Here is a 20,853-nt window from a genome sequence, read left to right on the forward strand (position 1 = left end):
GGGTGACCGGATCAGTAGGGGGCGACCTCGCCGTCGGCGACCGACGCGGTGATCTCCTCGAGCGCGGCGACGGTGTCGGCGTCGTCGGTGCACAGCACGAACTCGGTGCCCTCACGGTCGGTCGTCAGGCCGAACGGCACCTGCGCGGCCTCCCAGGTGCCGTCGAGCACGGACTGCACGGCGTACTCGACCTCGGTGCCGATGTCGGTGCGGACGTAGCCGACGTACGGGCCGTCCGCGGCGCACTCACCGGGGATGGGGCCACCGATCATGGCGGCGTCGGCGTCCTGCGCGGCCTGCTCGATGCCCTGCTTGCCGAGGTTGACGATCTGACCGATCACGTCCACCCCGACGCCGTAGTTGGCGGCTGCTGCCTGCTTGGCCTTGGCGGGGTCGTTGAAGTCGCCGAGGTACTGCGGGGTGACGACCTCGGTGCCGGGCACGGCCGCCTCGGCGCCGTTCGCGAACGCGGCCGAGGCGTTGACGATGGCGGGCAGCTCGACGCCGCCGATGAAGCCGACCTTGCCGGTCTGCGAGGACAGCGCGGCGACGGCGCCGGAGAGGTACTCGGCCTCGGCCTGCTGCGGGTCGTAGTAGGCGAGGTTGTCCAGGGGTTCGGCGTCGGCCGGGCCGCCGATCTCGACGAACGTCACGTCGGGGAACTGCGGGGCGACCTTGCGCAGGTCGGCGTCCGTCTGCCCGCCCACGGAGATCACCAGGTCGGACGTGCTCGCGAACCGCACGAGGGTCTGCTCGTAGTCGGCGGCGTCGACCTCCTCGACGAACGTGAGGTCGACCTGGTCGCCGAGCTCCTCCTCCACGCGCTCGTAGCCGAGGTAGGCGGACTCCATGAACCCGGTGTCGGAGGTCGACCCGGGCAGGAACACGCCGACGGCCAGCGTCTCGTCGGCCGGGTCCTCGCCGTCGGTCTCGGCGTCGGCGGTGGCGGTGCTGCACGCGGTCAGCGCGACGAGCGCTCCGACGGTCAGTGCGCCGGCTGCGGCACGCCGGCGGAGGGTGGAGCGCCGGCGGGACGAGGGGGCCGTGGCGATGGCGGTGGGGCGGATGGTGCGCATGGTGTCCTCCTGGGCGAGTTAGCGGTATACCACTAATCGAGGAGTCTGCTGGCCCTGTGTTTCCGTCGCATCAATCAGCCGTAAATGCTGCGTGACCGTCCGGCCGCGCAGCCCCCTGCGCTCACGAGGTCTGACGCCCCCGGTTGCGCGTCCGCGTCGCTTCGACGGGGTCGATCGGCGCCGAGGCCCACGTCTGCGCGAGCGCCAGGCTGGGCTCCCGGCCGGACGTGACGTGCGCGTGCGCCAGATCGGCCACCGCGTCGGCGTCCTGGGCCTCGATCGCGGCGAGCATCGCCGCGTGCTCCTCGCACTGCTCATGGGTGTCGCGCCGCTTGGTGAGGTGGAAGAGCCAGCGCACCCGGGCGTCGAGCGGCGCGAGCATCGACTGCAGCAGAGGGTTGCCGCACGCCTGGACGACGACGGCGTGGAACCCGGCGTTGGCGGCCGCCGTCGCGGCGTCGTCCCGGCGCGCGAGCGCGTCCCGCGCGGAGTCGACCGCGGCGGACATCGCCGCGAGGTCGGCCGCCGAGCGGCGCAGCGCCGCGAGCCGGAACGCGAGCACCTCGACGCTCTCGCGCACCTCGAACAGGTGCTCCACGTCGTCCCGCGTGAACGGCGCCACCAGGGCACCCTGACGAGGCACCAGCACGACGAGCCCCTCGCTCTCGAGCTGGTGCAGCGCCTCGCGCAGCGGCACGCGGGAGACGCCCAGCTCGGTGGCGATGTCCCGCTCGACCAGACGCTGACCGGGGTGCAGGTCGAGCCCGATGATGCGCGACTTGAGCGTGGCGTACGCCGTCTCGCGCAACGAGGGGCGGGCGCCGTCGTGGGGTGCGGGGCTCAGGGTCACGTCCCGATCCTAGAGAGCCTCGGGCGCCCCGGCTCACCGCCCCCGGCGCCACGGCGTCGGCGCCACGGAACCACGCGACGGCCCGTAGCGTTGGTCGAGTCGTGGCCACCGTCCGGTGCCACCCGACCCGGAGGGAGATCGTGGACGCGGAGACGTGGCGCAACATCGCGCTGGTGCTGGGGTTCGTGCTGCTCGGAGGGGTGTTCGCCGGGACCGAGTTCGCCCTGGTGTCGCTGCGCGAGGGCCAGATCGACGAGATCGAGCGCCGCGGCCCCCGCGGTCGGCGCGTCGCCGGCGTCGCCCGGGACCCCAACCGGTTCCTGGCCGCCGTCCAGATCGGCGTCACGGTGGCGGGCTTCTTCTCGGCCGCCTACGGCGCCTCGACCCTCGCACCCGACGTCGCCCCGCTCCTGGAGGCGCTGGGGATGCCGGCCGGCCCGGCGTCCACCGCGGCGCTCGTCGGGCTCACCCTGCTCATCGCCTACGCCTCGCTGGTGCTCGGCGAGCTCGTGCCCAAGCGCATCGCGCTGCAGCGCGCCGCCCAGGTCGCGCTCGTCGTCGGGCCTCCCCTGGACCGTTTCTCCTGGCTGATGCGTCCGGTGATCTGGCTGCTCTCGGCGTCCACGAACGCCGTCGTCCGGCTGCTCGGCGGCGACCCCCAGGCGCGGGGGCAGGAGATGTCCGAGGACGAGCTGCGCAGCCTCGTGTCCCGGCATCCCGACCTGCCCCAGGAGGAGCGGGACATCCTCGCCGACGTGCTCGCCGCCGGCGACCGGACGCTCGCCGAGGTCATGCGCCCGCGCGCCGACGTCACGTTCCTGTCCGCGACGCTCACCGTCGCCGAGGCCGTCGCCGAGGTGCGTGACCTGCCGTACTCGCGCTACCCGGTGCTCGGCGAGGACTTCGACGACGTCCTCGGGTTCGTGCACCTGCGTGACCTGGTCCGCGTGCTGCACGGTGACGACGGCGGCGCCCGGCGCACCGTGCGCGACGTCGCCCGGCCCGTGCTGGAGCTGCCCGCCACCAACCGGGTGCTGCCGTCGATGTCGGCGATGCGGCGCGGCGGCACCCACCTCGCCGTCGTCCGCGACGAGTACGGCGGCACCGACGGGATCGCCACGCTCGAGGACATCGTCGAGGAGCTCGTCGGCGACATCCGCGACGAGCACGACCCCCGGCGCCGGTCGTTCGGCGACGGGGAGACCGACGCCGGCCTCACCCTCGAGGACTTCGAACGCGTGACCGGTGTCGCGCTGCCCGAGGGCCCCTACGAGACGGCGGCCGGGTACGTGCTGGCCGAGCTCGGTCGACTGGCCGAGCCCGGCGACGTCGTCGCGGTCGAGGACGGGACGCTGACGGTCACCGTGGTGGAGAAGCAGCGCATCCGCGCGGTCCGGTTCGACGGCGCTGCGGAGGCGGACGACACGGAGGCGGACGACGCGGCGAAGTCGGCCGGGCCCGACGCGGCGAAGTCGGCCGGGCCCGACGCGGCGGCCGAGGCGGACGAGGCCGAGCGCGCGACCCCGGCGGGGACCACGGGAACGGACGCCTCGCCCGCCAGGTAGGCATGGTCCTCGCGAGGTAGGCGACCGCCGAGTGCCTACCCCGCGGCAGGGTCGCCTACCTCGCGGAGGGGTCGCCTACCCCGCGGAGGGGTCGCCTACCCCGCGGTGGGGTCGCCTACTTCGCGGGGCCGGGGCGCGGGGCGTGGCGCTCCAGGAACTCGTAGACGTCGGTGTCGTCCACGCCGGGGAACACCCCGCGCGGCAGAGCCGCGAGGATCTGCTGGTGCATCCTGGCGCTGGGCCAGGAGGCCCCCTCCCACCGGTCGGCCAGGTCGGCGGGCGGACGCTGGCAGCACGCCGGGTCGGGGCAGGTCGAGGCGTGGCGCACGTGGGTGTCGCGGCCGCGGAACCACTTGGCGTGCGCGTAGGGCACCCCGACGGTGATGGAGAACTGCCGGCCGTCCGCCGCCGTCCCGGTCTGCATCGAGTCCCAGAAGGTGCCGGCCGGCGTGTCGGTGTACTGGTAGGACTCGGCGGCGCGGTCGCCGCGCGTGAAGGCCTCCCGGGCGGCCCACCACCGGCACACCGGCTGCCCCTCGATGGCGCCGGTGACGTCCTGCGGCAGGGGCAGCCCGTCGTTGGCGTACCCACGGAAGACGGCGCCGTCGTCGCCCACCCGCAGGAAGTGCAACGGGATGCCCAGGTGCACCGTGGCGAGGTTCGTCAGCCGCATGGCGGCGGCCTCGTGGGTGACGCCGAAGGTGTCGCGGAAGTCCTCGACGGCGAGGTCCTTCGCGCGCTTGCGCTCGGTGAGGAACTCCACGGCCACGGACTGCGGGATGAGGCAGGCCGCGGCGAAGTACGTGATCTCCACGCGCTGGCGGAGGAACTCGGCGTACGAGCGGGGGCGCTCGTGACCGAGCACGCGGTGGGCGATGGCCTGCAGCGCCAGCGAGCGCAGCCCGTGCCCGCCGGGGATCGAGGCGGGCGGCAGGTAGATGCGGCCGTTCTCCCAGTCGGTGACGGACCGGGCCGAACGGGGCAGGTCCCCGACGTGCAGGACCGTCAGCCCCAGGTCCTCGGCCATCCGCGCCACGGTCCGGTGGGTCAGCGCCCCGCGGGTGTAGCCGGCGCGGCGGGTCATCTCCTCGCCGAGCGCCTCGATCTGCGGCATGTGGTTGTCCCGCTCCTGGCGCTCGCGCCGGAGCATCGTGTTGGCCCGGCGCGCCTCCTCGGGGGTGGCGATCGCCTCCTCCTCGCGCCGGGCGATCTCGGCGTGCAGCCCGACGAGCTGCTCGAGGACCGGCACCGGCAGCTTCTGGCTGGGCCGGATGCCCGGCAGCCCGAGCCGCCCGAAGAGCGGGCCGCGCTGGGCACGCTCGAGGGCGATCTCGAGCTCGGCGCGCCGGGACGGCGGTTCCGCGGCCAGCAGGTCGGCGAGCTGGACCTCGAGAGCGCCGGCCAGCGCGCGCAGCAGCGACAGCCGGGGTTCACGGCGACCGTTCTCGACCAGGGAGAGCAGGCTGGGCGCGGCGTCGACGGCCCGCCCGAGAGCCTCCAGCGTCAACCCTCGGGTGGTGCGTGCGTGCCGGATGCGCCGGCCCAGGGTGATGAGATCCGGGGTGTCCGACGGCGTCGCTGCAGTCATGGCTTGACGATACGTGAAGATCCGTGATTCTTCACCCGCCGGATGATGGAAACCTGGCGCACGGAGGGCGCACGCTGTGAAGCAGGACCCGTCACCTGCAGCGGGAACACGACCACGGACGGAGCACCATGACCTTCACCGCGAATCCCCGCCGGACGCGACTCGCGCTCGCCGAGCTCGCACCCGACACGCTGACCCGCACCGGTGGCGCAGGGCTGCCCGCGACCCTCGACACGTCGTCGGACCGGGAGCCGGTCCGCGACCCGCGCGCCTGGGTGGCGCAGATCGCCGAGCTGACCCAGCCCGACGAGGTCGTGTGGTGCGACGGGTCGGCCGCGGAGAAGCAGCGCCTGATCGACGGCATGGTGGAGGCGGGCACGCTGATCCGGCTCGCCGAGGACAAGCGGCCGAACTCCTACCTCGCACGCTCGAACCCGGCGGACGTGGCCCGGGTCGAGTCGCGCACGTTCATCTGCTCCGAGCGCGAGGACGACGCCGGCCCCACCAACAACTGGCGCGACCCGGTGCCGATGCGTGCCGAGCTCGACGACGTCTTCCGCGGGTCCATGCGGGGTCGGACCCTGTACGTGGTGCCGTTCTCCATGGGCCCGGTGGGCGGACCCATCTCCCAGGTCGGCATCGAGCTCACCGACTCCCCCTACGTCGTCGTCTCCATGCACGTCATGACCCGGGTCTCCGAGCGCGTGCTCGACCTCATCGACGGCGGTCAGCAGTGGGTGCCCGCCGTGCACTCGGTGGGGTCCCCGCTGGTCGACGACGACGATACGCGGCACGAGGACGTCGCCTGGCCCTGCAACGACGACAAGTACATCGTCCACTTCCCCGAGACGCGCGAGATCTGGTCCTACGGCTCCGGCTACGGCGGCAACGCGCTGCTCGGCAAGAAGTGCTTCGCGCTGCGCATCGCCTCGGCGATGGCGCGGGACGAGGGCTGGCTGGCCGAGCACATGCTGCTCATCCAGGTCACCTCGCCCGAGCAGCGCCGGTACCACCTCGCCGCCGCGTTCCCCAGCGCGTGCGGCAAGACGAACCTCGCGATGCTCCAGCCCACGATCCCCGGCTGGACCGTCGAGACCCTCGGCGACGACATCGTCTGGATGCGGCCCGGCCCCGACGGCTCCCTGCGGGCCATCAACCCCGAGGCGGGGTTCTTCGGCGTCGCGCCCGGCACCGGCGTCGAGACCAACCCGACGGCGATCGAGACGCTCACCCACGACGTCATCTTCACCAACGTCGCCCTCACCGACGACGGCGACGTGTGGTGGGAGGGCCTCACCCCCGAGCCGCCCGCGCACCTCATCGACTGGCAGGGTCAGGACTGGACGCCCGCCTCCGGGACGCCGGCCGCGCACCCCAACTCGCGGTTCACCGTCGCGGCGGAGCAGTGCCCCTCCATCGCCGACGTCTGGGAGGACCCGGCGGGCGTCCCCGTGGACGCGATCGTGTTCGGCGGCCGCCGCGCCTCGAACGTGCCCCTGGTGGCCCAGGCCACGAGCTGGGACCACGGGGTGTTCATGGGTGCCACGATCAGCTCCGAGCGGACCGCCGCCGCCGAGGGCGCCGTCGGCGAGCTGCGCCGCGACCCCTTCGCGATGCTGCCGTTCTGCGGGTACAACATGGCCGACCACTGGTCGCACTGGCTCGACGTCGGCGCCGGGCTCGACGCCGCCAAGCGGCCCAAGGTGTTCCAGGTCAACTGGTTCCGCAAGGACGACGAGGGGACGTTCCTCTGGCCGGGCTTCGGCGAGAACTCCCGCGTCGTCAAGTGGATCGCCGAGCAGATCGACCGCGCGCGCGGCGTGCGGACCGACAGCGGCGCCACGCCGTCGGCGGTCGGGCTGCTGCCCGCGCCGGGAGCGCTCGACGTCGACGGCCTGGACGTGTCCGACGCCGACCTGACCGCCCTGTTCGACGTGCCGGCCGAGGCCTGGCGCGCCGAGGCCGCGCTCACCGAGGAGTTCTTCGACACCTTCGGTAACCGGACGCCGGACGAGCTGCGGGCCCAGCTCGCCCGGCTGACCGACCGGCTCGCCTGAGCCGGCATCGAGCGTGCCGGAATCTTCCTCACGCCGTCCGTGAGAGGGAGAATCCGGCACGCTCGATGCGCACCAGGGGTCAGTAGACCGTCCCCATGAGCTCGCGGACGTCGGTCAACGTGCCGGCCGCCAGCCGGTTCGCGCGCTCGGCCCCCCGTGCCAGCACCTCGCCGACGACGCCGGCACCGTCGGCCTGGAGCGCCCGCCGTCGGGCCCGCAACGGCCGCAGCCCCTCGACGACGGCCTCGGTCACGACCTCCTTGAGCCGCCCTGCACCGGCCGCACCGATCGACCCGGCCAGGACTTCCGGCGTCGTCCCCGCGAGGTGCGCACCGATCCGCAACAGGTTCGCGACCTCCGGCCGCTCCTCGGGCTCGTAGGTGATGTGCCGCAGCGAGTCGGTGCGCGCCCGCCGGAAGAACGCCGCCGTGTCGTCCTCCGAGGACCGCAGCTCGAGGCTGTTGCCGCGGGACGTGGACATCTTCGCGCCGTCGTGGCCCAGCACGGTCACGGACTCGGTCAGCAGGGCGTCCGGCTCGGCGAAGTAGGGCTGGGCGGCGGTGAAGCGCTGGTTGAACCGCCGCGCGACGGTCCGCGTGGTCTCCAGGTGCGGCAGCTGATCGGCACCCACGGGCACGAGGTTGCCGTGCATCGCGAGGATGTCGGCGGCCTGGTGCACCGGATAGGTCAGCAGCAGGCCGGACATGCTGCGCTGCTGGCGCCGCGCGGCGTCGACGGCCTCGGCCTTGACCGTCGGGTTGCGCTCCAGCTCGGCCACGGTCACCAGCGACAGGAACGGCAGCATGAGCTGGTGCAGGGCAGCCACTGCCGAGTGCGTGAAGATCGTGGTGCGGTCGGGGTCGATGCCGGCCGCGAGGTAGTCCAGCACCACCTCGCGCACGGTGCCGCGCAGGTCGCCGGTCTCGTCGCGGTCGGTGATCACCTGGTAGTCGGCGACCACGAGGACGACGTCGACCCCGGCGTCCTGCAGCCGCACCCGGTTGGCGAGCGTGGCCAGGTAGTGGCCCAGGTGCAGGGCGCCGGTGGGGCGGTCGCCCGTCAGGACGCGGAAGGCGGACGGGTCCTTGTCGATCCGGGCCTCGATCTCGGCGCTGCGCCGGCGCGCGGCCCGGACGGCGGGCGTCTCGGCGGTGGCGGCGGGCGTCGGTGGGGTGGCGGGGACGACGGTCATGGCGGGGCTCTCCTTCGGTGGGGAGCGGCCCACCGGTGCCCGACGTCGGCACCCACGTGGCGAGTCCCGGGCTGCGGTGGGCAGCTCGGGACTCGGGTGGCGCGGGGCGCGTCAGGTCACGGCTGCTGTCGCAGCCGCCACCAGTCGGTGCGCCTCGTCATGCCGCAACCTTAACCGTCCGCCCTCTGCGGGAACAGTGTTCGGCGGTAGATTGCCGTTCGGGGGCGAGCGCACCGGTGGGGGTCGCCGGGGAAGGAGGCGCACCGTGGAGCTGGTCGGACGCGACGACGAGCTGGCCCGGATCGACGCACTCCTGGCCGGGCGGACCGGCGAGTCGGCACTCGTCGTCGTGGGTGAGGCGGGACTGGGCAAGACGAGCCTGCTCGAGCACGCCGGACGGCGCGCACGGGACCACGGCCAGGCCGTCCGGGCGACCCGGGGCAACGTCGGCGAGCGCTCCCTGGCGTTCGCCGGTCTGCACCGCCTCCTGCACCCGCTGCTCGCGCACGTCGACAGGCTCCCCCGCCCGCAGCGCCGCGCGGTCGGCGGCGCGTTCGGGCTGACCGACTCCCGCGGTGTCCCCGACCGGCTCCACCTCGCGGCCGGGGTGCTCTCCCTCCTGGCGGATCTCGACCGCGCACCCGGCACCGGGGCGGACGGACCCCGGCGGCTCGTCGTCGTCGACGACCTCCAGTGGGTCGACGACGCCAGCCGGGACGTCCTGCTGTTCTGCGCCCGTCGACTCGTCCCGGAGTGCGGCACCGCCATGCTGCTGGCCACCCGGCCGACGGGCGCGCCGGCGGACCTGCCGACCCTCCGGCTCGCACCCCTCGCCGTCCCCGACGCCGAACGCCTGCTCGACCGCCAGCCCGTCCGGCCGACGAGCGACCGCCGGGCACTCGTCCTGGACCGCTCCGCCGGCAACCCCCTGGCGCTCCTCGAGCTCGCACGGCCCGACACCGCCACGGACGCCCTGCCCGCCTCGACGACGCTCGACGCGCGGATCGAGCACGACGTCGCCGCCCGCCTGGCTGACCTGCCGTCGCGCACCCGCGCGCTGCTCACGCTGGCCGCGGCCGCCGACGGCGACGACCTGGCGGTCGTGCTGGACGCGGCCCGTCGCTCGGGAACGGACACCACCGCGCACGACGGCGCACCCGACGTCGCGGACGTCCTGGCCGACTGGGCGCCGGCCGAGCTGGCCGGGCTGGTCCGCCTGGACGACGACAGGGTCCGCTTCCGCCACCCCCTGGTGCGCCGGGCCGTCTACGACGTCGCACCGCGGTCCGAGCGGCGGGGCGCGCACCTCGCCCTGGCCGCGGCCGCGCACGACCCCGACCGCCGGGCCTGGCACCTGGCCGCCGCGGCCGTGGGTCGCGACGGCCAGGTGGCCGACGCCCTGGAGGCCACCGCCGACCGGGCGCGGGACCGAGGCGGATGGGCCGCCGCCGCACGGGCGCTGGAGCGCGCGGGCGAGCTCAGCCCGCACCCGCAGGACGCCACCCGCCGGTTCCTCGCCGCCGCACCGGCCGCCATGTACACCGGTAGGACGGCATGGGTCGAGCAGGTCGCCGCCCGGGCCCGGGCGACCGCGGTCGACGAGACCGACCGTCTCGAGGCAGACCTCTACGCCGGGTGGGCGGTCGCGTCGTCGTACCGCCACGCCGACGCCGTCGAACGCCTCACGTCCGTGGCCCGACGAGCCGCCGGGGACGTCCCGTCGGCGCTCGCGGCGCTCGCGCCGGCCGGGGTGGCCGCCTACAACTCCGGTGACGACGCGCTCCTGGCCGCGGTGGGCGGTGCGCTGGGCCGGCTCGACGTCGACGACGACGAACCCGTGGCGGCCTGGCTCCACGGGGTCGTCGCACCGTTCGACCCGCGGTCCCGCGAGATCCTCGACCGAGCGGTCGCCGCGCACGCGGACCTCGGCATCGACGAGCTCAACGTGCTGGGCGGCGCTGCCTGGGTCCTCGACGAGTCCTCGCTCGCCGAACGCCTCCTCGCGCGGCTCCTCGAACTCTTCGCCGACGGCCCCACCCAGGGCGCGAACGCCCTGGTCACCGGGACGCTCGCCGCGGCGCGGCAGGAGCTCGGGCGGTGGGAGGAGGCGCGTGCGGGCGCGGAGGACGCGGTGGCGATCGCCGAGGAGACCGGGATGCCCGTGGTTCGTGACGCCGCCCGGACGACGTCGGCGCTGGTCGCGGCGTGCCAGGGACGCACCGAGCAGGCCCGGGAGCTCGCCGGAGCGGTGCTCGGCGGCGTGGACCCCGACGTGACACGAGCCGCCGGGATCCGCGCCCACCAGGCCCTCGGGCTGGCGGCCCTGGCCGACGGCGAGCCGGAGACCGCCTACGACTTCCTGCGCCGCGGCTTCGGGCCCGACGGGACGCCGCTGCACCGGCACGCCTCGGTGTACTCCGTCGTGCTGCTCGCCGGGGCGGCGGCCCGGAGCGAGCGGTCGGACGACGCCCGCACCGTCGTCGATGCCGTCGCCCGGGGGTGCGGCCCGCAGCCCGGCCCCCGGGTCGCCACGCTGCTGCAGCACGCGCGGGCGCTGCTGTGCGAACCCGACCGCTCCGTGCCGCTGCTCCGCGCCGCGCTCGCCGACGCCGCGGGTGCGACCTGGCCGTTCGAGCGCGCCCTGGCCCGGCTCGACCTCGGACGCGCGCTGCGCCGGGCGCGCCGCGTGAGCGAGGCCCGTACCGAGCTCAGCGCGGCGCTGGAGACGTTCGTGAGGCTGGGGGCCTCCCCCTTCGTCGAGCAGGCCGCGGGAGAGCTGCGGGCCTCCGGGGTCGCCGTGGCCGACCGCGCACCGGACGCGCTCGCGCAGCTGACCGCCCAGCAGCGCCGGATCGTGCACCTCGCGGCACGGGGGCGGACAAACCGGCAGATCGCCGAGGAGCTGTTCCTCTCCCCCCGCACCGTGGGTTTCCACCTGTATCGGGTGTTCCCCCTGCTGGGCGTGACGTCCCGGGCCCAGCTGCGCGACCTGGTGGAGCCGGCGAGCGGCTGAGCACGGACCGACGACCAGTCACCTGACAGAAGCGACGCGCCCACGGCCCGGGCGACGGTGGAGGCCCCGAGAGGACAGGACCCACCACCATGACCGAGTCGAGCACCTCCCGCCGCCCCGTGGTGTTCGTCCACGGGCTCTGGCTCCACGCCGATTCCTGGACGCCCTGGGCCGACCGCTTCGCCGAGGCGGGGTACGACCCCCACCAGCCGGGCTGGCCCGGCGACTCCGCCACCGTCGCCGAGACCCGGGAGAACCCCGAGCGCGTCGGCGGCCACGGCATCGACGACGTCGTGGAGCACTACGCGTCGTTCCTCGCCGCCCTGGCGGCCGACGGCGGGCCGTCGCCCGTCGTCGTCGGCCACTCGTTCGGCGGCCTGATCGTCCAACGGCTGCTCACCGAGGGCCACGCCGGGGCCGCCGTCGCCATCGACCCGGCGCCGATGCGCGGGAACATCCTGCTCCCGCCGAGCTCGCTGCGGGTGGCCTCCGTCGCCCTCAAGAACCCCGCTCACTTCAAGGGGTCGGTCGCCCTGACGCCCGAGGAGTTCCGGTACGGGTTCGCCAACGAGCTCTCCGACGAGGAGGCCGCCGCCCTGTTCGACCAGTGGACGATCCCCTCCCCGGGACGCCCCCTGTTCGAGGACGCCACCGCCAACCTGCTGCCGGGCTCCCCGGCACGCGTCGACACGCACAACGCCGAGCGCGGGCCCCTGCTCTTCATCGCCGGCGGCATGGACCACACGGCACCGGCCTCGCTCACCCGCACGTCCGCACGGATCTACCGCAAGCACTCCGACGCCGTGACGGACCTCGTCGAGTTCCCCGACCGCGGGCACTCGCTCACCATCGACCACGGCTGGGCCGAGGTCGCCGACGCCGCGCTCGCGTGGCTCAAGGACAAGGGACTGTGACCATGGCGTTCATCACGACCACCGACGGGATCGACCTCTTCTACAAGGACTGGGGCTCAGGGAGCCCCGTCGTGTTCAGCCACGGCTGGCCCCTGAACGCCGACGCCTGGGACCGCCAGATGTTCGCCGTCGTCGAGGCCGGGTTCCGGGCGGTCGCCCACGACCGGCGCGGCCACGGCCGGTCCACGCAGACCGCGGACGGCAACGACATGGACCACTACGCCGACGACCTCGCCGCGCTGCTCGACCAGCTCGACCTGACCGACGTCGTCCTGGTGGGGCACTCCACGGGCGGCGGCGAGGTGGCGCACTACCTCGGCCGGCACGGCTCGGCCCGGGTCCGCAAGGCGGTGCTGGTCGGCGCCGTGCCGCCGCTGATGCTGCAGACGCCGGACAACCCGGACGGGACGCCGATCGACGCCTTCGACGGGATCCGCGCGGGGCTGCTCGCGGACCGGTCGCAGTTCTACCGCGAGCTGTCGGTGCCGTTCTTCGGGGCGAACCGCGAGGGGTCCGAGGTGTCGGACGGGACGCGCGAGCAGTTCTGGCGTCTGTCGATGCAGGCCGGGCTGAAGCCCGCCTACGACTGCGTGGCGCAGTTCTCCGAGGTGGACTACACGGCCGACCTCGAGAAGATCGACGTCCCCGTGCTGGTCGCGCACGGCGACGACGACCAGATCGTGCCGATCAAGGCCGCCGGGCTGCGTTCCGCGGAGATCCTCAAGGACGCCACGCTCACGGTGTACCCGGGTGCGCCCCACGGCATCACCGGGAGCTACGAGGAGCAGCTCACCCGGGACCTCGTGGCCTTCCTGGCCCCCTGAGCGCGCTACGACGCCCCACCGGTGGGCGCCTCCTGCCGTGCGAGCACGTGCTCCAGGTCGGAGGCGTCCACGAGCGGGTCGTCCAGGTCCACGGTGATCTGCGAGTGCGCGAGCAGCCGCGCACCGCCGGTGATGGTCGAGTGCAGCGCCCCGAACTCACCGACCTGGGTGTCCTCCAGCACCGTCCCGACGAACCGGTTGCCGCGCGGAGAGATCGTCTCGAGCGACCCGCCCTCGGCGATCTGGCCGCGGCGGGACATCAGCGCCAGTCGCGCCGAGGTCCCGGTCCCCGTGGGGCTGCGGCACAGCACCCCGGGATGCACGTAGGTGGCCGACGGCGACTCGTAGCGTCCCGCACCGATCTCCCGGACGGGCCCCATGAAGTGGGCGAACGGCAGCGGACCCACGTGCCCCAGGTCGGGGTGCTCCTCGCGCAGCCCGGGCCGCGCGGCCCGCACGAACGCGTCGCCGAACGCGGTCAGCGCGATCTGGCTCTCGGCGTCGATGGTGAACCCGTACCGGCTCGCGTCGATCAGCGCGTAGTACGCGCCGGACCACACCAGGTCGAACTGGACCCGACCGTAGTGCGGCACGTCGACGGACAGCCCCTCGTCGGCCACGTAGGCGGGTTCGCCCTGGGTGGTGATCGAGGTGACCCGGCCGCCCGCCACCCGGGCGCTGATCCGCGCCAGCCCCGCCGGGGACTCCAGCACCACGTCCTGCAGCCCGTCCCCCTCGCGCAACGGGATCATCCCGCTGGTCAGCAGGGCCGTGGCGGTGCAGATCGTGTTGGACCCGGAGTACAGCGGGTAGCCCATCGCCTCCATGATGATGTAGCCCGCCTGCGCCTCGGGGTGGCTGGGCTCGACGACGAGGTCCACCGACATCGCCGGGTCCCCGTACGGCTCGGACAGCAGCAGGCGCCGCAGCCCGTCGCCCTCGTGCTGCAGGTAGCGGGCCTTCTCCAGCACGGTGGCGCCGGGCAGCGGTTCGACGCCGGCGGTGACGATCCGGCTGACGTCGCCGCCCGCCTGGGTGTCGATGAGGTGGAGCGTGCGCTCACGGTGCGACATGGGGTGCTCCTACGGTGTCCCAGTGCCGGTCGGGGACCACGACCAGCTTGCCGATGTACGTCTTGGCCATGAAGGTCCGCTGCGCCTCGTGGAAGTCGGACAGCCGGAAGGTGCGGTCCAGCAGCGGCTTGATGTCGCCGTTCTCGATGTACCGCACCAGGCGGCGGAACGCCGTGCGGGTGCCCTGGGAGGACCCGTGCAGCTCGAGCTGCTTGAGGTACATGGTGCGCAGGTCGAGGTCGACCACGGGTCCGCCGATCGCGCCGGCGGTGGTGTAGCGGCCCTCGGGTCGCAGGATGCGCAGCAGGTCGTTGAACATCGGCCCGGCCACGAGGTCCGCGACCACGTCGACCGGGGCGCCCACGACGCGCTCGGTCTCGGCCACCAGGTCGTCGGCGTCGCGCAGGATGACGTCCTCGGCGCCGATCTCGCGCAGGGCGTCCTCCTTGCCGGCGCTGGTCACGGCGTACGGGATCGCACCGCGGACCCGGGCGAGCTGCACGATCGCCGACCCGACCCCGCCGGAGGCCCCGGTGACGAGCACCCGCTCGCCGGAGGCCAGCCGTGCCCGGTCGAGCATCTGCTCGGCGGTCAGGTACGCACAGCAGAACGTGGCGAGCTCGGCGTCGGTGATGTCGCTGGTGATCTCGTAGGCGTTCTCGGCCGGCACCACCTGGTACTCGGCGTACCCGCCGTCGCGCCCGTGGCCGATGTAGTCGATGTCCGCCAGGGAGTCGTCTCCCTCGGGCCGGTTGTAGATCGAGAAGTCCACCATGACGCGTTCACCGACGCGTCCGGCGGGCACGCCCTCGCCGACGGCGACGATCACGCCGACGCTGTCGGTCCCCTGGATGCGGGGGAACTCCAGGGTGGACCGCCCCCGCCGCCAGGTGGACACCTCCGCGGCGTCGGTCTCGGTGCCGTAGGCCCCTTCCCGGACCCACACGTCGGTGTTGTTCATGCCGCAGGCGCGGACCTCGATCAGCACCTCACCCGGTGCGGGGCGGGGGGTGGGGACGTCGTCGCGGTGGACGAGCTGGTCGAGCCCCCCGTGCCCGACGAGCTGGACGGCCTGCATCTGGGCGGGTATCGGCTCCATCCGTCGAGCCTAGGGGCGGGACCGGGCCGCCGCCCCGTGAATCGCGGTCCGGTGGTGGGAGAATCGACGGCGTGTCCCAGCCAGCCCTGCCTCCTGTGCCATCCCGCGACCCGTTCGCGCACGTCGTCTACTACGAGCCGCGCATCCCGGGGAACACGGGCTCGGCGATCCGCCTGGCCGCGGTGACCGGCGCCCGGCTGCACCTGGTCGAGCCGCTCGGGTTCGACCTGTCCGAGGCCAAGCTCCGGCGGGCCGGGCTCGACTACCACGACCTGGCCGTCATGGACGTCCACGCGACCCTCGACGACGTGCTCGCCACGGTGCCCGAGGCGCGGGTCTTCGCCTTCACGGCCCACGCGACGACGACGTACACCGACGTCACGTACGCCCCCGGGGACGTGCTGCTCTTCGGCCCCGAACCCACCGGTCTGCCGGACTCGGCGCTCGACCACCCGCGGGTCACCGACCGCGTGAAGATCCCCATGCTGCCCGGACGCCGGTCGCTCAACCTCACCAACGCCGCCTCGATCGTCGTGTACGAGGCATGGCGGCAGACCGGGTTCGCCGGCGCCTGAGGAGCGCCGGCGAACCCGCCTCAGTCCGCGCCACCGCCCGGGCCGCGCCGCCGCCCGAGCCGCAGCGCCACCAGGACGCCCGCACCGGCCAGCAGCGCGACACCGACGACGATGCCGGCGAGCACCGGCGCGGACACGGCGTCCGACGACGCCTGGTCGGGCACGTCGGTCGCGGCGCCGGAGTCGCCGCTCCCCTCCGCGTCGTCGCCGGCGGACCCGGACACCCCACCGCAGACCGGTTCGGCGACACCGGCGTCCGGTGACGCCTCGTCAGCGGGCTCGTGGTCGAACGTGAAGTCACCCGAGATCGGGTGCCCGTCCGCCGAGACGACCCGCCAGGACACGGTGTACTCCCCCGCCGCGCCGAGCTCGACCGGGACGGAGACCTCGGGTCCGGAGATCACCGGGCAGTCGGTGGCGTAGTGCGAGCCGTCGGGACCGGTCACGTCGACGACGGTCGACTCCCCGCCCATGTCGAGCAGCACGTCGTTGAACGTCACCGAGACCTCGTCCACGGGGGAGGTCGCCGTCGCCCCGTCCTCCGGGTCCGTCCCCACCACGAAGTTGTGGGCCGACGCCGTCGGTGCGGCCGTCACGCAGAGCGCGACGGCCGCACCGACGAGAGCCGCGGACCGTGCCAGTCCGCGGGCGCTCATCGGGCCGAGCCGCCCGAGCGGGACCGGGACAGCGCGACGACGCCGGTGACGGCACCGACGAGCCCCAGGCCCAGGCCGACCGCACCGAGCCACGCCCCCGCGTCGCTCGAGGACGTGCCGTCGGACGCCGCACCCTGGGACGCGACGTCGTCGTCGGCAGCCGCCGCGTCGGTCGCCCCGCCGTCCGCGGCGCTCTCGGCCGTGACCGTCAGCGTCGGCGCGGGCTTCTCGGGCTCGGCGTCACCCTCGGCGACCTCCTCCCAGTCGACGACCGTGCCGTCGGAGTAGGTCTGGTGGGCCGGCAGCACGATGCTGTCGACCTCGGGCACCGGCCCGGCCGAGACGGTGAACCGCTGGAACTCCCCGGGCGCGATCGCCGCGGCGTCGTCGTCGGCGGTCCACGTGACCGTGTCGACGGCCTCGGTGATCTCGGCGCCGTGCACCTCGACCGGCTCGTCGAGCTCGGCGGTGGTGACCGTCGCGGTCCAGCCCGGGACGGGCTCCACGGACACGTGGCCGAACGGGGTGTCGGTGGGCAGGTCGACCTCGAGCTCGGTCGTCGAGGCGGTGTCGGACTCGGTGGGCACCCGGAAGGTCAGCAGCGTGTAGCTGCCGGCGGTGGCGTCGGTCGGGTCGACGGTGACGTGCGCGGAGGCCGCGCCCGCGCCGGCGACGGCGAACGTGAGGCCGAGCAGGCCCGTGCCGCCCGTGGTCAGGGCGCGGCGGAGGAAGGTGTGCATGGCAGTGGTGCTCCTGTGTGGTGCGGAGGTACGGCGGAGAGGACCCGCCCCCGGACAGGAGCGGGTCAGGCGGCGCCGGGGGCGAGGGTCGCGGCGGCGCGGCGGTCCGGCACCGGCGGACCGCGGAACCGCAGGCCGTGCCCGAGCAGGCGCCCGAGCACCCGGGAGACGACCAGGGCGTCGGCGACGACGGCGCAGGCCGGCCGCGACGGGACCGGCAGCGACGCGCGGCGCACCAGGAGGGCGACGGCCGACATCCAGGCGACGACCCAGCGTGCGGCGCGATCCCCGGACGCGAGCACGCCGGCGACCAGGGCGACCGCCACGACGTGCGCCGCGACCATGAGCAGACCACCGGAGTCGTGCACGGGGGCGGCGCTCGCCGCCGCGGCGGCGTCGGCGGAGAGGCGTCCGGCGAGGGCTGCCGGGTCCACGCCGTGCGCGGCGTGCCCGGTGAGGCCGCCCACCGACGACGCGGTGTGGGCGCCGTGCCCGACCAGGACGGACAGCTCGGCGTGCAGCAGCACCTGCAGCAGGCCGAGCACGGGCACGAGCCGCGGCAGCGTCAGCGCGCCGCGGGCCGCCCCCACGGCGGCGGGCAGCACGGAGGCCACCAGCACGCCGGCGGCCAGGGCGCTGCGCGGGACCCCGCCACCGGCGACCGCGTGCGCGGCCATGGCCATGGCCAGCGAGGTGCTGCCGACGAGCAGCGCGCGCACCAGCAGCACGGGGGTGGCCGGTGCGGTGCGCATGGCCACAGCCTAGGGCCGGGCGACCGCCGTACCGCCCCGGGACCCCGGCGTCGTGGGCGACGTCACGTCAGCAGCCAGGTCCCCGCCCGCAGCAGCAGGCGCAGGTACGACGGCGAGTCGTAGGCCCGCACGTCGTGCCCCAGCCCGCTGTAGAGGGTCCGGCCGCCGTGCTCCTCGGTGGTCCACAGGACCGGCTGCTGCTCACCGTCGTCGTCGGTGACCCACCCGAGCACCTCGGACGTCGGGGCGACCCGCAGCCCGCAGTAGCGTTCGTCCTCGACCTCCACCGTGCCGGCCCCGACGACGAGCGGGTGCCCGCCGGTGGCCAGCGTGAGCTCCGTGGGGCCGGACGGCGGATGGTAGGACTCCCCCGCCACCCAGCGGCCGCCCAGGACGTGCTCCCAGTCGGACGCGTCGCCGAACGTGTTCGCCGCCTGATGGAGCGCCAGGATGCTCCCCCCGGCGCGGGCCCACGCCGCGAGGCGTTCGTGGAACGACGACCACGCGCCGTCGTCCGGCCCGATCCCCGCCTCGAGGAAGCCCGGCCACGACGTACCGGAGTTCACCACGAGCAGGTCGACGCCGTCGAGGTCGTCCAGCGCGTCCGGGAACGTCGAGCGCACCTCGACGTCGCACCCGCGGCCTCCCACCTCCAGGTCGCCCAGCAGGTTCGCCAGGCGGTGGCTCGTCGCGGCGTGGTCGTGCCAGGGGTCCTCGTAGCGGCCGCGGCCGGTCAGGACCAGGACCCGGTGCGGGCTCTCGGCGGAGTCGTGGTGCGTCACACCACCGATCCTGTCACGGGTGCGCGCTCGCCCGCCGGACTCCGGGAGATCCGGTGACGATCGCGGTCCCGGGCAGCACGAAGCACCGCCGGCACAGCGCCTCGTAGGTGAACGTCCCGTCGTCGGGCAGCGGCTCGGAGGCCCCCAGCGGCTCGAGGAACGGGATGCCGTCACGCAGCACCTGGGTGAACGCGGCGTGCAGGTCCTGGCAGCGGTCGCACACGGCACGCCGGTAGCGCACGTCGGTGGGTCCCAGCTCGAGCAGCGCCCGGATCGTCGCGAACAGCTCGCCGCGGTGGTCCAGGTCGATGCCGCAGGCCAGCACGCGGGTGCCGCGCAGCACCAGCTCCTCGACCACCCGGACGTCGGTGGGGGTGAACATGTGGACCTCGTCGATCGCGACGACGTCCTCGGTGGTGTGCAGCAGCGGTTCGAGCGTCTCCAGCTTGATGGTCGGCACCGAAGCCCCGGTGCGGGAGACGATGCGGGCGTCGCGCACGTGCCGTGCCGACTGGACGACGGCACAGCTCAGCCGGGAGTAGGCCAGGGGCGCGACCTGCGCGATGAGGTCCAGCGACTTGCCGGATTTCATCGGGCCGAGCACCAACGACAGCTCCACCGTGGCACCCCCTGCCCTCCACGACGAGCCCCGCGCCCGTCGCACAGCACCCTAACCCTCGGACCGGGCGGGTTCCCCGGCCCGGTCGAGCCCGTTCTGGTCGAGCCCGTTCTGGTCGAGCCCGGCCCGCAGCAGCACGGACCGCGCGTGCGCGAGCAGCGGGGCGTCCACCATCCGTCCGTCCACCCGGGCGGCCCCGGTGGACGACGACGCCGCGGCCAGCACCGCGCGGGCTCGCTCCACCTCCACGGCCGACGGCGCATAGGCCTCCCGCACGACGGCGGCGTGGGTCGGGTGGACGCACATCGTGGCGGCGAATCCCACGGCGACGGCGTCGTCCGCCTCGGTGCGCACGCCGTCGAGGTCGTCGAGGTCCACGTGGACGGCGTCGAGGGCCGCCTTGCCGGCCGCCGCGGCGGCCAGCAGGACCGCCGAGCGCGCGTGGCGCGCCACGTCGCGGTAGGACCCGTCGGGCCAGCGGCTCGACGTCCCCCCGAAGGAGGCCACGAGGTCCTCGGCCCCCCACGCGAGCGCCACGACGTCGGGCCGCGCGGCGAGCGCCGGGGCGGCCAGCACGCCGGCTGCCGTCTCGCAGAGGGCGATCACGGCGTACGGTGCGCCGTCGGGCCGCAGCAACGGTCCGACGAACCGGCCGTCGGCCTTCGGCAGCATCACCATGCGGTAGGCCGTCCCGGCGAGGGCGTCGAGGTCGCGCTGCTGGTCGGCGGTGCCGACGGCGTTGACCCGCACCACCGTGCGGTCCGGGTCGAGCGGGTGCGCACGCAGGGCGTCGCGGGCCGCCGGGCGATCGGCGGGGGCGACGCCGTCCTCCAGGTCCAGCAGGACGGCGTCGGCCCGGTCGGCGGCCTTGGCGTACCGGTCGGGGCGGTCGGCGGGGCAGAACAGCAGCGCGGGACCGAGGGTGAACGGGTCGGGGCTCACGTGTCCTCCCGCGGCGTCGGGGCGTCGGCACCGGCCTGCTGGGCCTCGTAGGTCTCGTGGCCGGCGCGCGTCCAGACCAGGACCGACCGCCGGGCGCGGGCGACGACGACGTCGTCCTGGTTGCTGCCGACGTGCTCGAACGTGACGATCCCGGTCCCCGGGCGGGACGTCGAGGGCCGGCGGGCGAGCACCGTCGTCGCCCCGTACAGGGTGTCCCCGTGGAACATGGGGGCGGGGAACGTGATCTCCGTGAACCCGAGGTTCGCCACGATCGTGCCGCGCGTCAGGTGCGCCACGGACAGCCCCACCAGGGTGGCGAGCGTCAGCATGGAGTTCACCAGGGGTCGCCCGAACGGCTGGGTGGCGGCCCAGGCGGCGTCCAGGTGCAGCGCCTGGGGGTTCATCGTGACGGAGGTGAACAGCACGTCGTCGGCCTCGGTCATCGTGCGCCCCGGCCGGTGGACGTAGCGGACGTCCTCGGCGAGGTCGTCGAAGTAGAGGCCCTGCTGGATCTCGTCCCTCATGCGTCGCTCCTG

Annotated in this window: 19 protein-coding genes; 6 read left to right on the forward strand and 13 right to left on the reverse strand. The window is 74.4% G+C overall.

Features of this window, described 5'->3' with window-relative positions:
• Positions 1–11: 11 nt before the first annotated feature.
• Together ACIQLL_RS01530 and ACIQLL_RS01535 are read right to left on the reverse strand one after the other, a co-directional pair.
• Positions 12–1,076 carry a BMP family ABC transporter substrate-binding protein gene (locus tag ACIQLL_RS01530; RefSeq protein ID WP_402462272.1) on the reverse strand — a complete coding sequence of 355 codons (1,065 nt, stop codon included), beginning with the start codon at positions 1,074–1,076 and terminating at the stop codon, positions 12–14.
• Positions 1,077–1,197: 121 nt separating this feature from the next.
• Complete coding sequence (locus ACIQLL_RS01535; RefSeq protein WP_402462275.1) at positions 1,198–1,926, reverse strand: GntR family transcriptional regulator; 729 nt, start codon at positions 1,924–1,926, stop codon at positions 1,198–1,200.
• Positions 1,927–2,066: 140 nt separating this feature from the next.
• Here ACIQLL_RS01535 and ACIQLL_RS01540 point away from each other — a divergent pair, with 140 nt between their 5' ends.
• Entirely contained in the window at positions 2,067–3,491 is a 1,425-nt protein-coding gene (locus tag ACIQLL_RS01540) for a hemolysin family protein (protein ID WP_402464594.1), read from the forward strand.
• A gap of 115 nt (positions 3,492–3,606) precedes the next feature.
• Here ACIQLL_RS01540 and ACIQLL_RS01545 read toward each other — a convergent pair whose 3' ends face one another.
• A complete protein-coding gene (locus tag ACIQLL_RS01545) occupies positions 3,607–5,079 on the reverse strand; it encodes a helix-turn-helix domain-containing protein (protein ID WP_402462277.1) in 1,473 nt (490 codons plus the stop codon).
• 128 nt (positions 5,080–5,207) lie between these two features.
• On the opposite strand from ACIQLL_RS01545, the gene ACIQLL_RS01550 reads away from it, so the two are divergent.
• Positions 5,208–7,136 (forward strand): phosphoenolpyruvate carboxykinase (GTP), encoded by a 1,929-nt coding sequence (locus ACIQLL_RS01550; protein WP_402462280.1) that lies wholly within the window; start codon positions 5,208–5,210, stop codon positions 7,134–7,136.
• A 79-nt stretch (positions 7,137–7,215) separates the two neighbouring features.
• On the opposite strand, the gene trpS is transcribed toward ACIQLL_RS01550, so the two are convergent.
• Entirely contained in the window at positions 7,216–8,328 is a 1,113-nt protein-coding gene (trpS, locus tag ACIQLL_RS01555) for a tryptophan--tRNA ligase (protein WP_402462283.1), read from the reverse strand.
• A gap of 265 nt (positions 8,329–8,593) precedes the next feature.
• On the opposite strand from trpS, the gene ACIQLL_RS01560 reads away from it, so the two are divergent.
• From ACIQLL_RS01560 to ACIQLL_RS01570, 3 genes are all read left to right on the forward strand, one after another.
• A complete protein-coding gene (locus ACIQLL_RS01560) occupies positions 8,594–11,341 on the forward strand; it encodes an AAA family ATPase (RefSeq protein WP_402462286.1) in 2,748 nt (915 codons plus the stop codon).
• Positions 11,342–11,430: 89 nt separating this feature from the next.
• Complete coding sequence (locus ACIQLL_RS01565) at positions 11,431–12,255, forward strand: alpha/beta hydrolase (protein ID WP_402462289.1); 825 nt, start codon at positions 11,431–11,433, stop codon at positions 12,253–12,255.
• Positions 12,256–12,257: 2 nt separating this feature from the next.
• Positions 12,258–13,079, forward strand: coding sequence for an alpha/beta fold hydrolase (locus tag ACIQLL_RS01570; protein ID WP_402462292.1), 822 nt, complete (start codon positions 12,258–12,260; stop codon positions 13,077–13,079).
• Positions 13,080–13,084: 5 nt separating this feature from the next.
• On the opposite strand, the gene ACIQLL_RS01575 is transcribed toward ACIQLL_RS01570, so the two are convergent.
• Both ACIQLL_RS01575 and ACIQLL_RS01580 read right to left on the reverse strand, forming a co-directional pair.
• The gene (locus tag ACIQLL_RS01575) at positions 13,085–14,152 is read right to left on the reverse strand and encodes a proline racemase family protein (RefSeq protein WP_402462295.1); all 1,068 of its coding nucleotides are present in this window, start codon (positions 14,150–14,152) and stop codon (positions 13,085–13,087) included.
• Positions 14,139–15,251 (reverse strand): alcohol dehydrogenase family protein, encoded by a 1,113-nt coding sequence (locus ACIQLL_RS01580; RefSeq protein WP_402462298.1) that lies wholly within the window; start codon positions 15,249–15,251, stop codon positions 14,139–14,141. The genes ACIQLL_RS01575 and ACIQLL_RS01580 overlap by 14 nt, the downstream gene beginning before the upstream one ends.
• Positions 15,252–15,346: 95 nt before the next feature.
• Between ACIQLL_RS01580 and ACIQLL_RS01585 the strand changes: the two genes are divergently transcribed.
• Positions 15,347–15,826 (forward strand): tRNA (cytidine(34)-2'-O)-methyltransferase, encoded by a 480-nt coding sequence (locus ACIQLL_RS01585; protein ID WP_402464596.1) that lies wholly within the window; start codon positions 15,347–15,349, stop codon positions 15,824–15,826.
• 20 nt (positions 15,827–15,846) lie between these two features.
• Here the strand turns inward: ACIQLL_RS01585 and ACIQLL_RS01590 are convergent, their stop codons facing one another.
• From ACIQLL_RS01590 to ACIQLL_RS01620, 7 genes are all read right to left on the reverse strand, one after another.
• On the reverse strand, positions 15,847–16,482 hold the full coding sequence (locus ACIQLL_RS01590; protein ID WP_402462301.1) for a copper resistance CopC family protein: 636 nt from the start codon (positions 16,480–16,482) through the stop codon (positions 15,847–15,849).
• A complete protein-coding gene (locus tag ACIQLL_RS01595) occupies positions 16,479–17,222 on the reverse strand; it encodes a YcnI family copper-binding membrane protein (protein WP_402462304.1) in 744 nt (247 codons plus the stop codon). Before ACIQLL_RS01595 ends, ACIQLL_RS01590 begins: the two co-directional genes overlap by 4 nt.
• Positions 17,223–17,287: 65 nt before the next feature.
• Positions 17,288–17,974, reverse strand: coding sequence for a hypothetical protein (locus ACIQLL_RS01600; protein WP_402462306.1), 687 nt, complete (start codon positions 17,972–17,974; stop codon positions 17,288–17,290).
• A 62-nt stretch (positions 17,975–18,036) separates the two neighbouring features.
• Positions 18,037–18,756, reverse strand: coding sequence for a ThuA domain-containing protein (locus tag ACIQLL_RS01605; RefSeq protein ID WP_402462309.1), 720 nt, complete (start codon positions 18,754–18,756; stop codon positions 18,037–18,039).
• A 13-nt stretch (positions 18,757–18,769) separates the two neighbouring features.
• A complete protein-coding gene (locus ACIQLL_RS01610) occupies positions 18,770–19,375 on the reverse strand; it encodes a thymidine kinase (protein ID WP_402462312.1) in 606 nt (201 codons plus the stop codon).
• A 51-nt stretch (positions 19,376–19,426) separates the two neighbouring features.
• Positions 19,427–20,317, reverse strand: coding sequence for an HpcH/HpaI aldolase/citrate lyase family protein (locus tag ACIQLL_RS01615; protein WP_402462315.1), 891 nt, complete (start codon positions 20,315–20,317; stop codon positions 19,427–19,429).
• On the reverse strand, positions 20,314–20,841 hold the full coding sequence (locus ACIQLL_RS01620) for a MaoC family dehydratase (RefSeq protein WP_402462317.1): 528 nt from the start codon (positions 20,839–20,841) through the stop codon (positions 20,314–20,316). Before ACIQLL_RS01620 ends, ACIQLL_RS01615 begins: the two co-directional genes overlap by 4 nt.
• Between the last annotated feature and the right edge of the window lie 12 nt (positions 20,842–20,853).

It is taken from the genome of Isoptericola aurantiacus (assembly GCF_044769875.1).
Lineage (GTDB): Bacteria > Actinomycetota > Actinomycetes > Actinomycetales > Cellulomonadaceae > Isoptericola > Isoptericola aurantiacus.

Bases quoted from the DNA above. Each gene is read 5' to 3' on its own strand.
- ACIQLL_RS01565 (WP_402462289.1), top strand. From the start codon at position 11,431: ATGACCGAGTCGAGCACCTCCCGCCGCCCCGTGGTGTTCGTCCACGGG.
- ACIQLL_RS01550 (WP_402462280.1), top strand. From the start codon at position 5,208: ATGACCTTCACCGCGAATCCCCGCCGGACGCGACTCGCGCTCGCCGAG.
- ACIQLL_RS01545 (WP_402462277.1), bottom strand. From the start codon at position 5,079: ATGACTGCAGCGACGCCGTCGGACACCCCGGATCTCATCACCCTGGGC.
- trpS (WP_402462283.1), bottom strand. From the start codon at position 8,328: ATGACCGTCGTCCCCGCCACCCCACCGACGCCCGCCGCCACCGCCGAG.
- ACIQLL_RS01590 (WP_402462301.1), bottom strand. From the start codon at position 16,482: ATGAGCGCCCGCGGACTGGCACGGTCCGCGGCTCTCGTCGGTGCGGCC.
- ACIQLL_RS01595 (WP_402462304.1), bottom strand. From the start codon at position 17,222: ATGCACACCTTCCTCCGCCGCGCCCTGACCACGGGCGGCACGGGCCTG.
- ACIQLL_RS01620 (WP_402462317.1), bottom strand. From the start codon at position 20,841: ATGAGGGACGAGATCCAGCAGGGCCTCTACTTCGACGACCTCGCCGAG.
- ACIQLL_RS01600 (WP_402462306.1), bottom strand. From the start codon at position 17,974: ATGCGCACCGCACCGGCCACCCCCGTGCTGCTGGTGCGCGCGCTGCTC.
- ACIQLL_RS01580 (WP_402462298.1), bottom strand. From the start codon at position 15,251: ATGGAGCCGATACCCGCCCAGATGCAGGCCGTCCAGCTCGTCGGGCAC.
- ACIQLL_RS01530 (WP_402462272.1), bottom strand. From the start codon at position 1,076: ATGCGCACCATCCGCCCCACCGCCATCGCCACGGCCCCCTCGTCCCGC.
- ACIQLL_RS01570 (WP_402462292.1), top strand. From the start codon at position 12,258: ATGGCGTTCATCACGACCACCGACGGGATCGACCTCTTCTACAAGGAC.
- ACIQLL_RS01575 (WP_402462295.1), bottom strand. From the start codon at position 14,152: ATGTCGCACCGTGAGCGCACGCTCCACCTCATCGACACCCAGGCGGGC.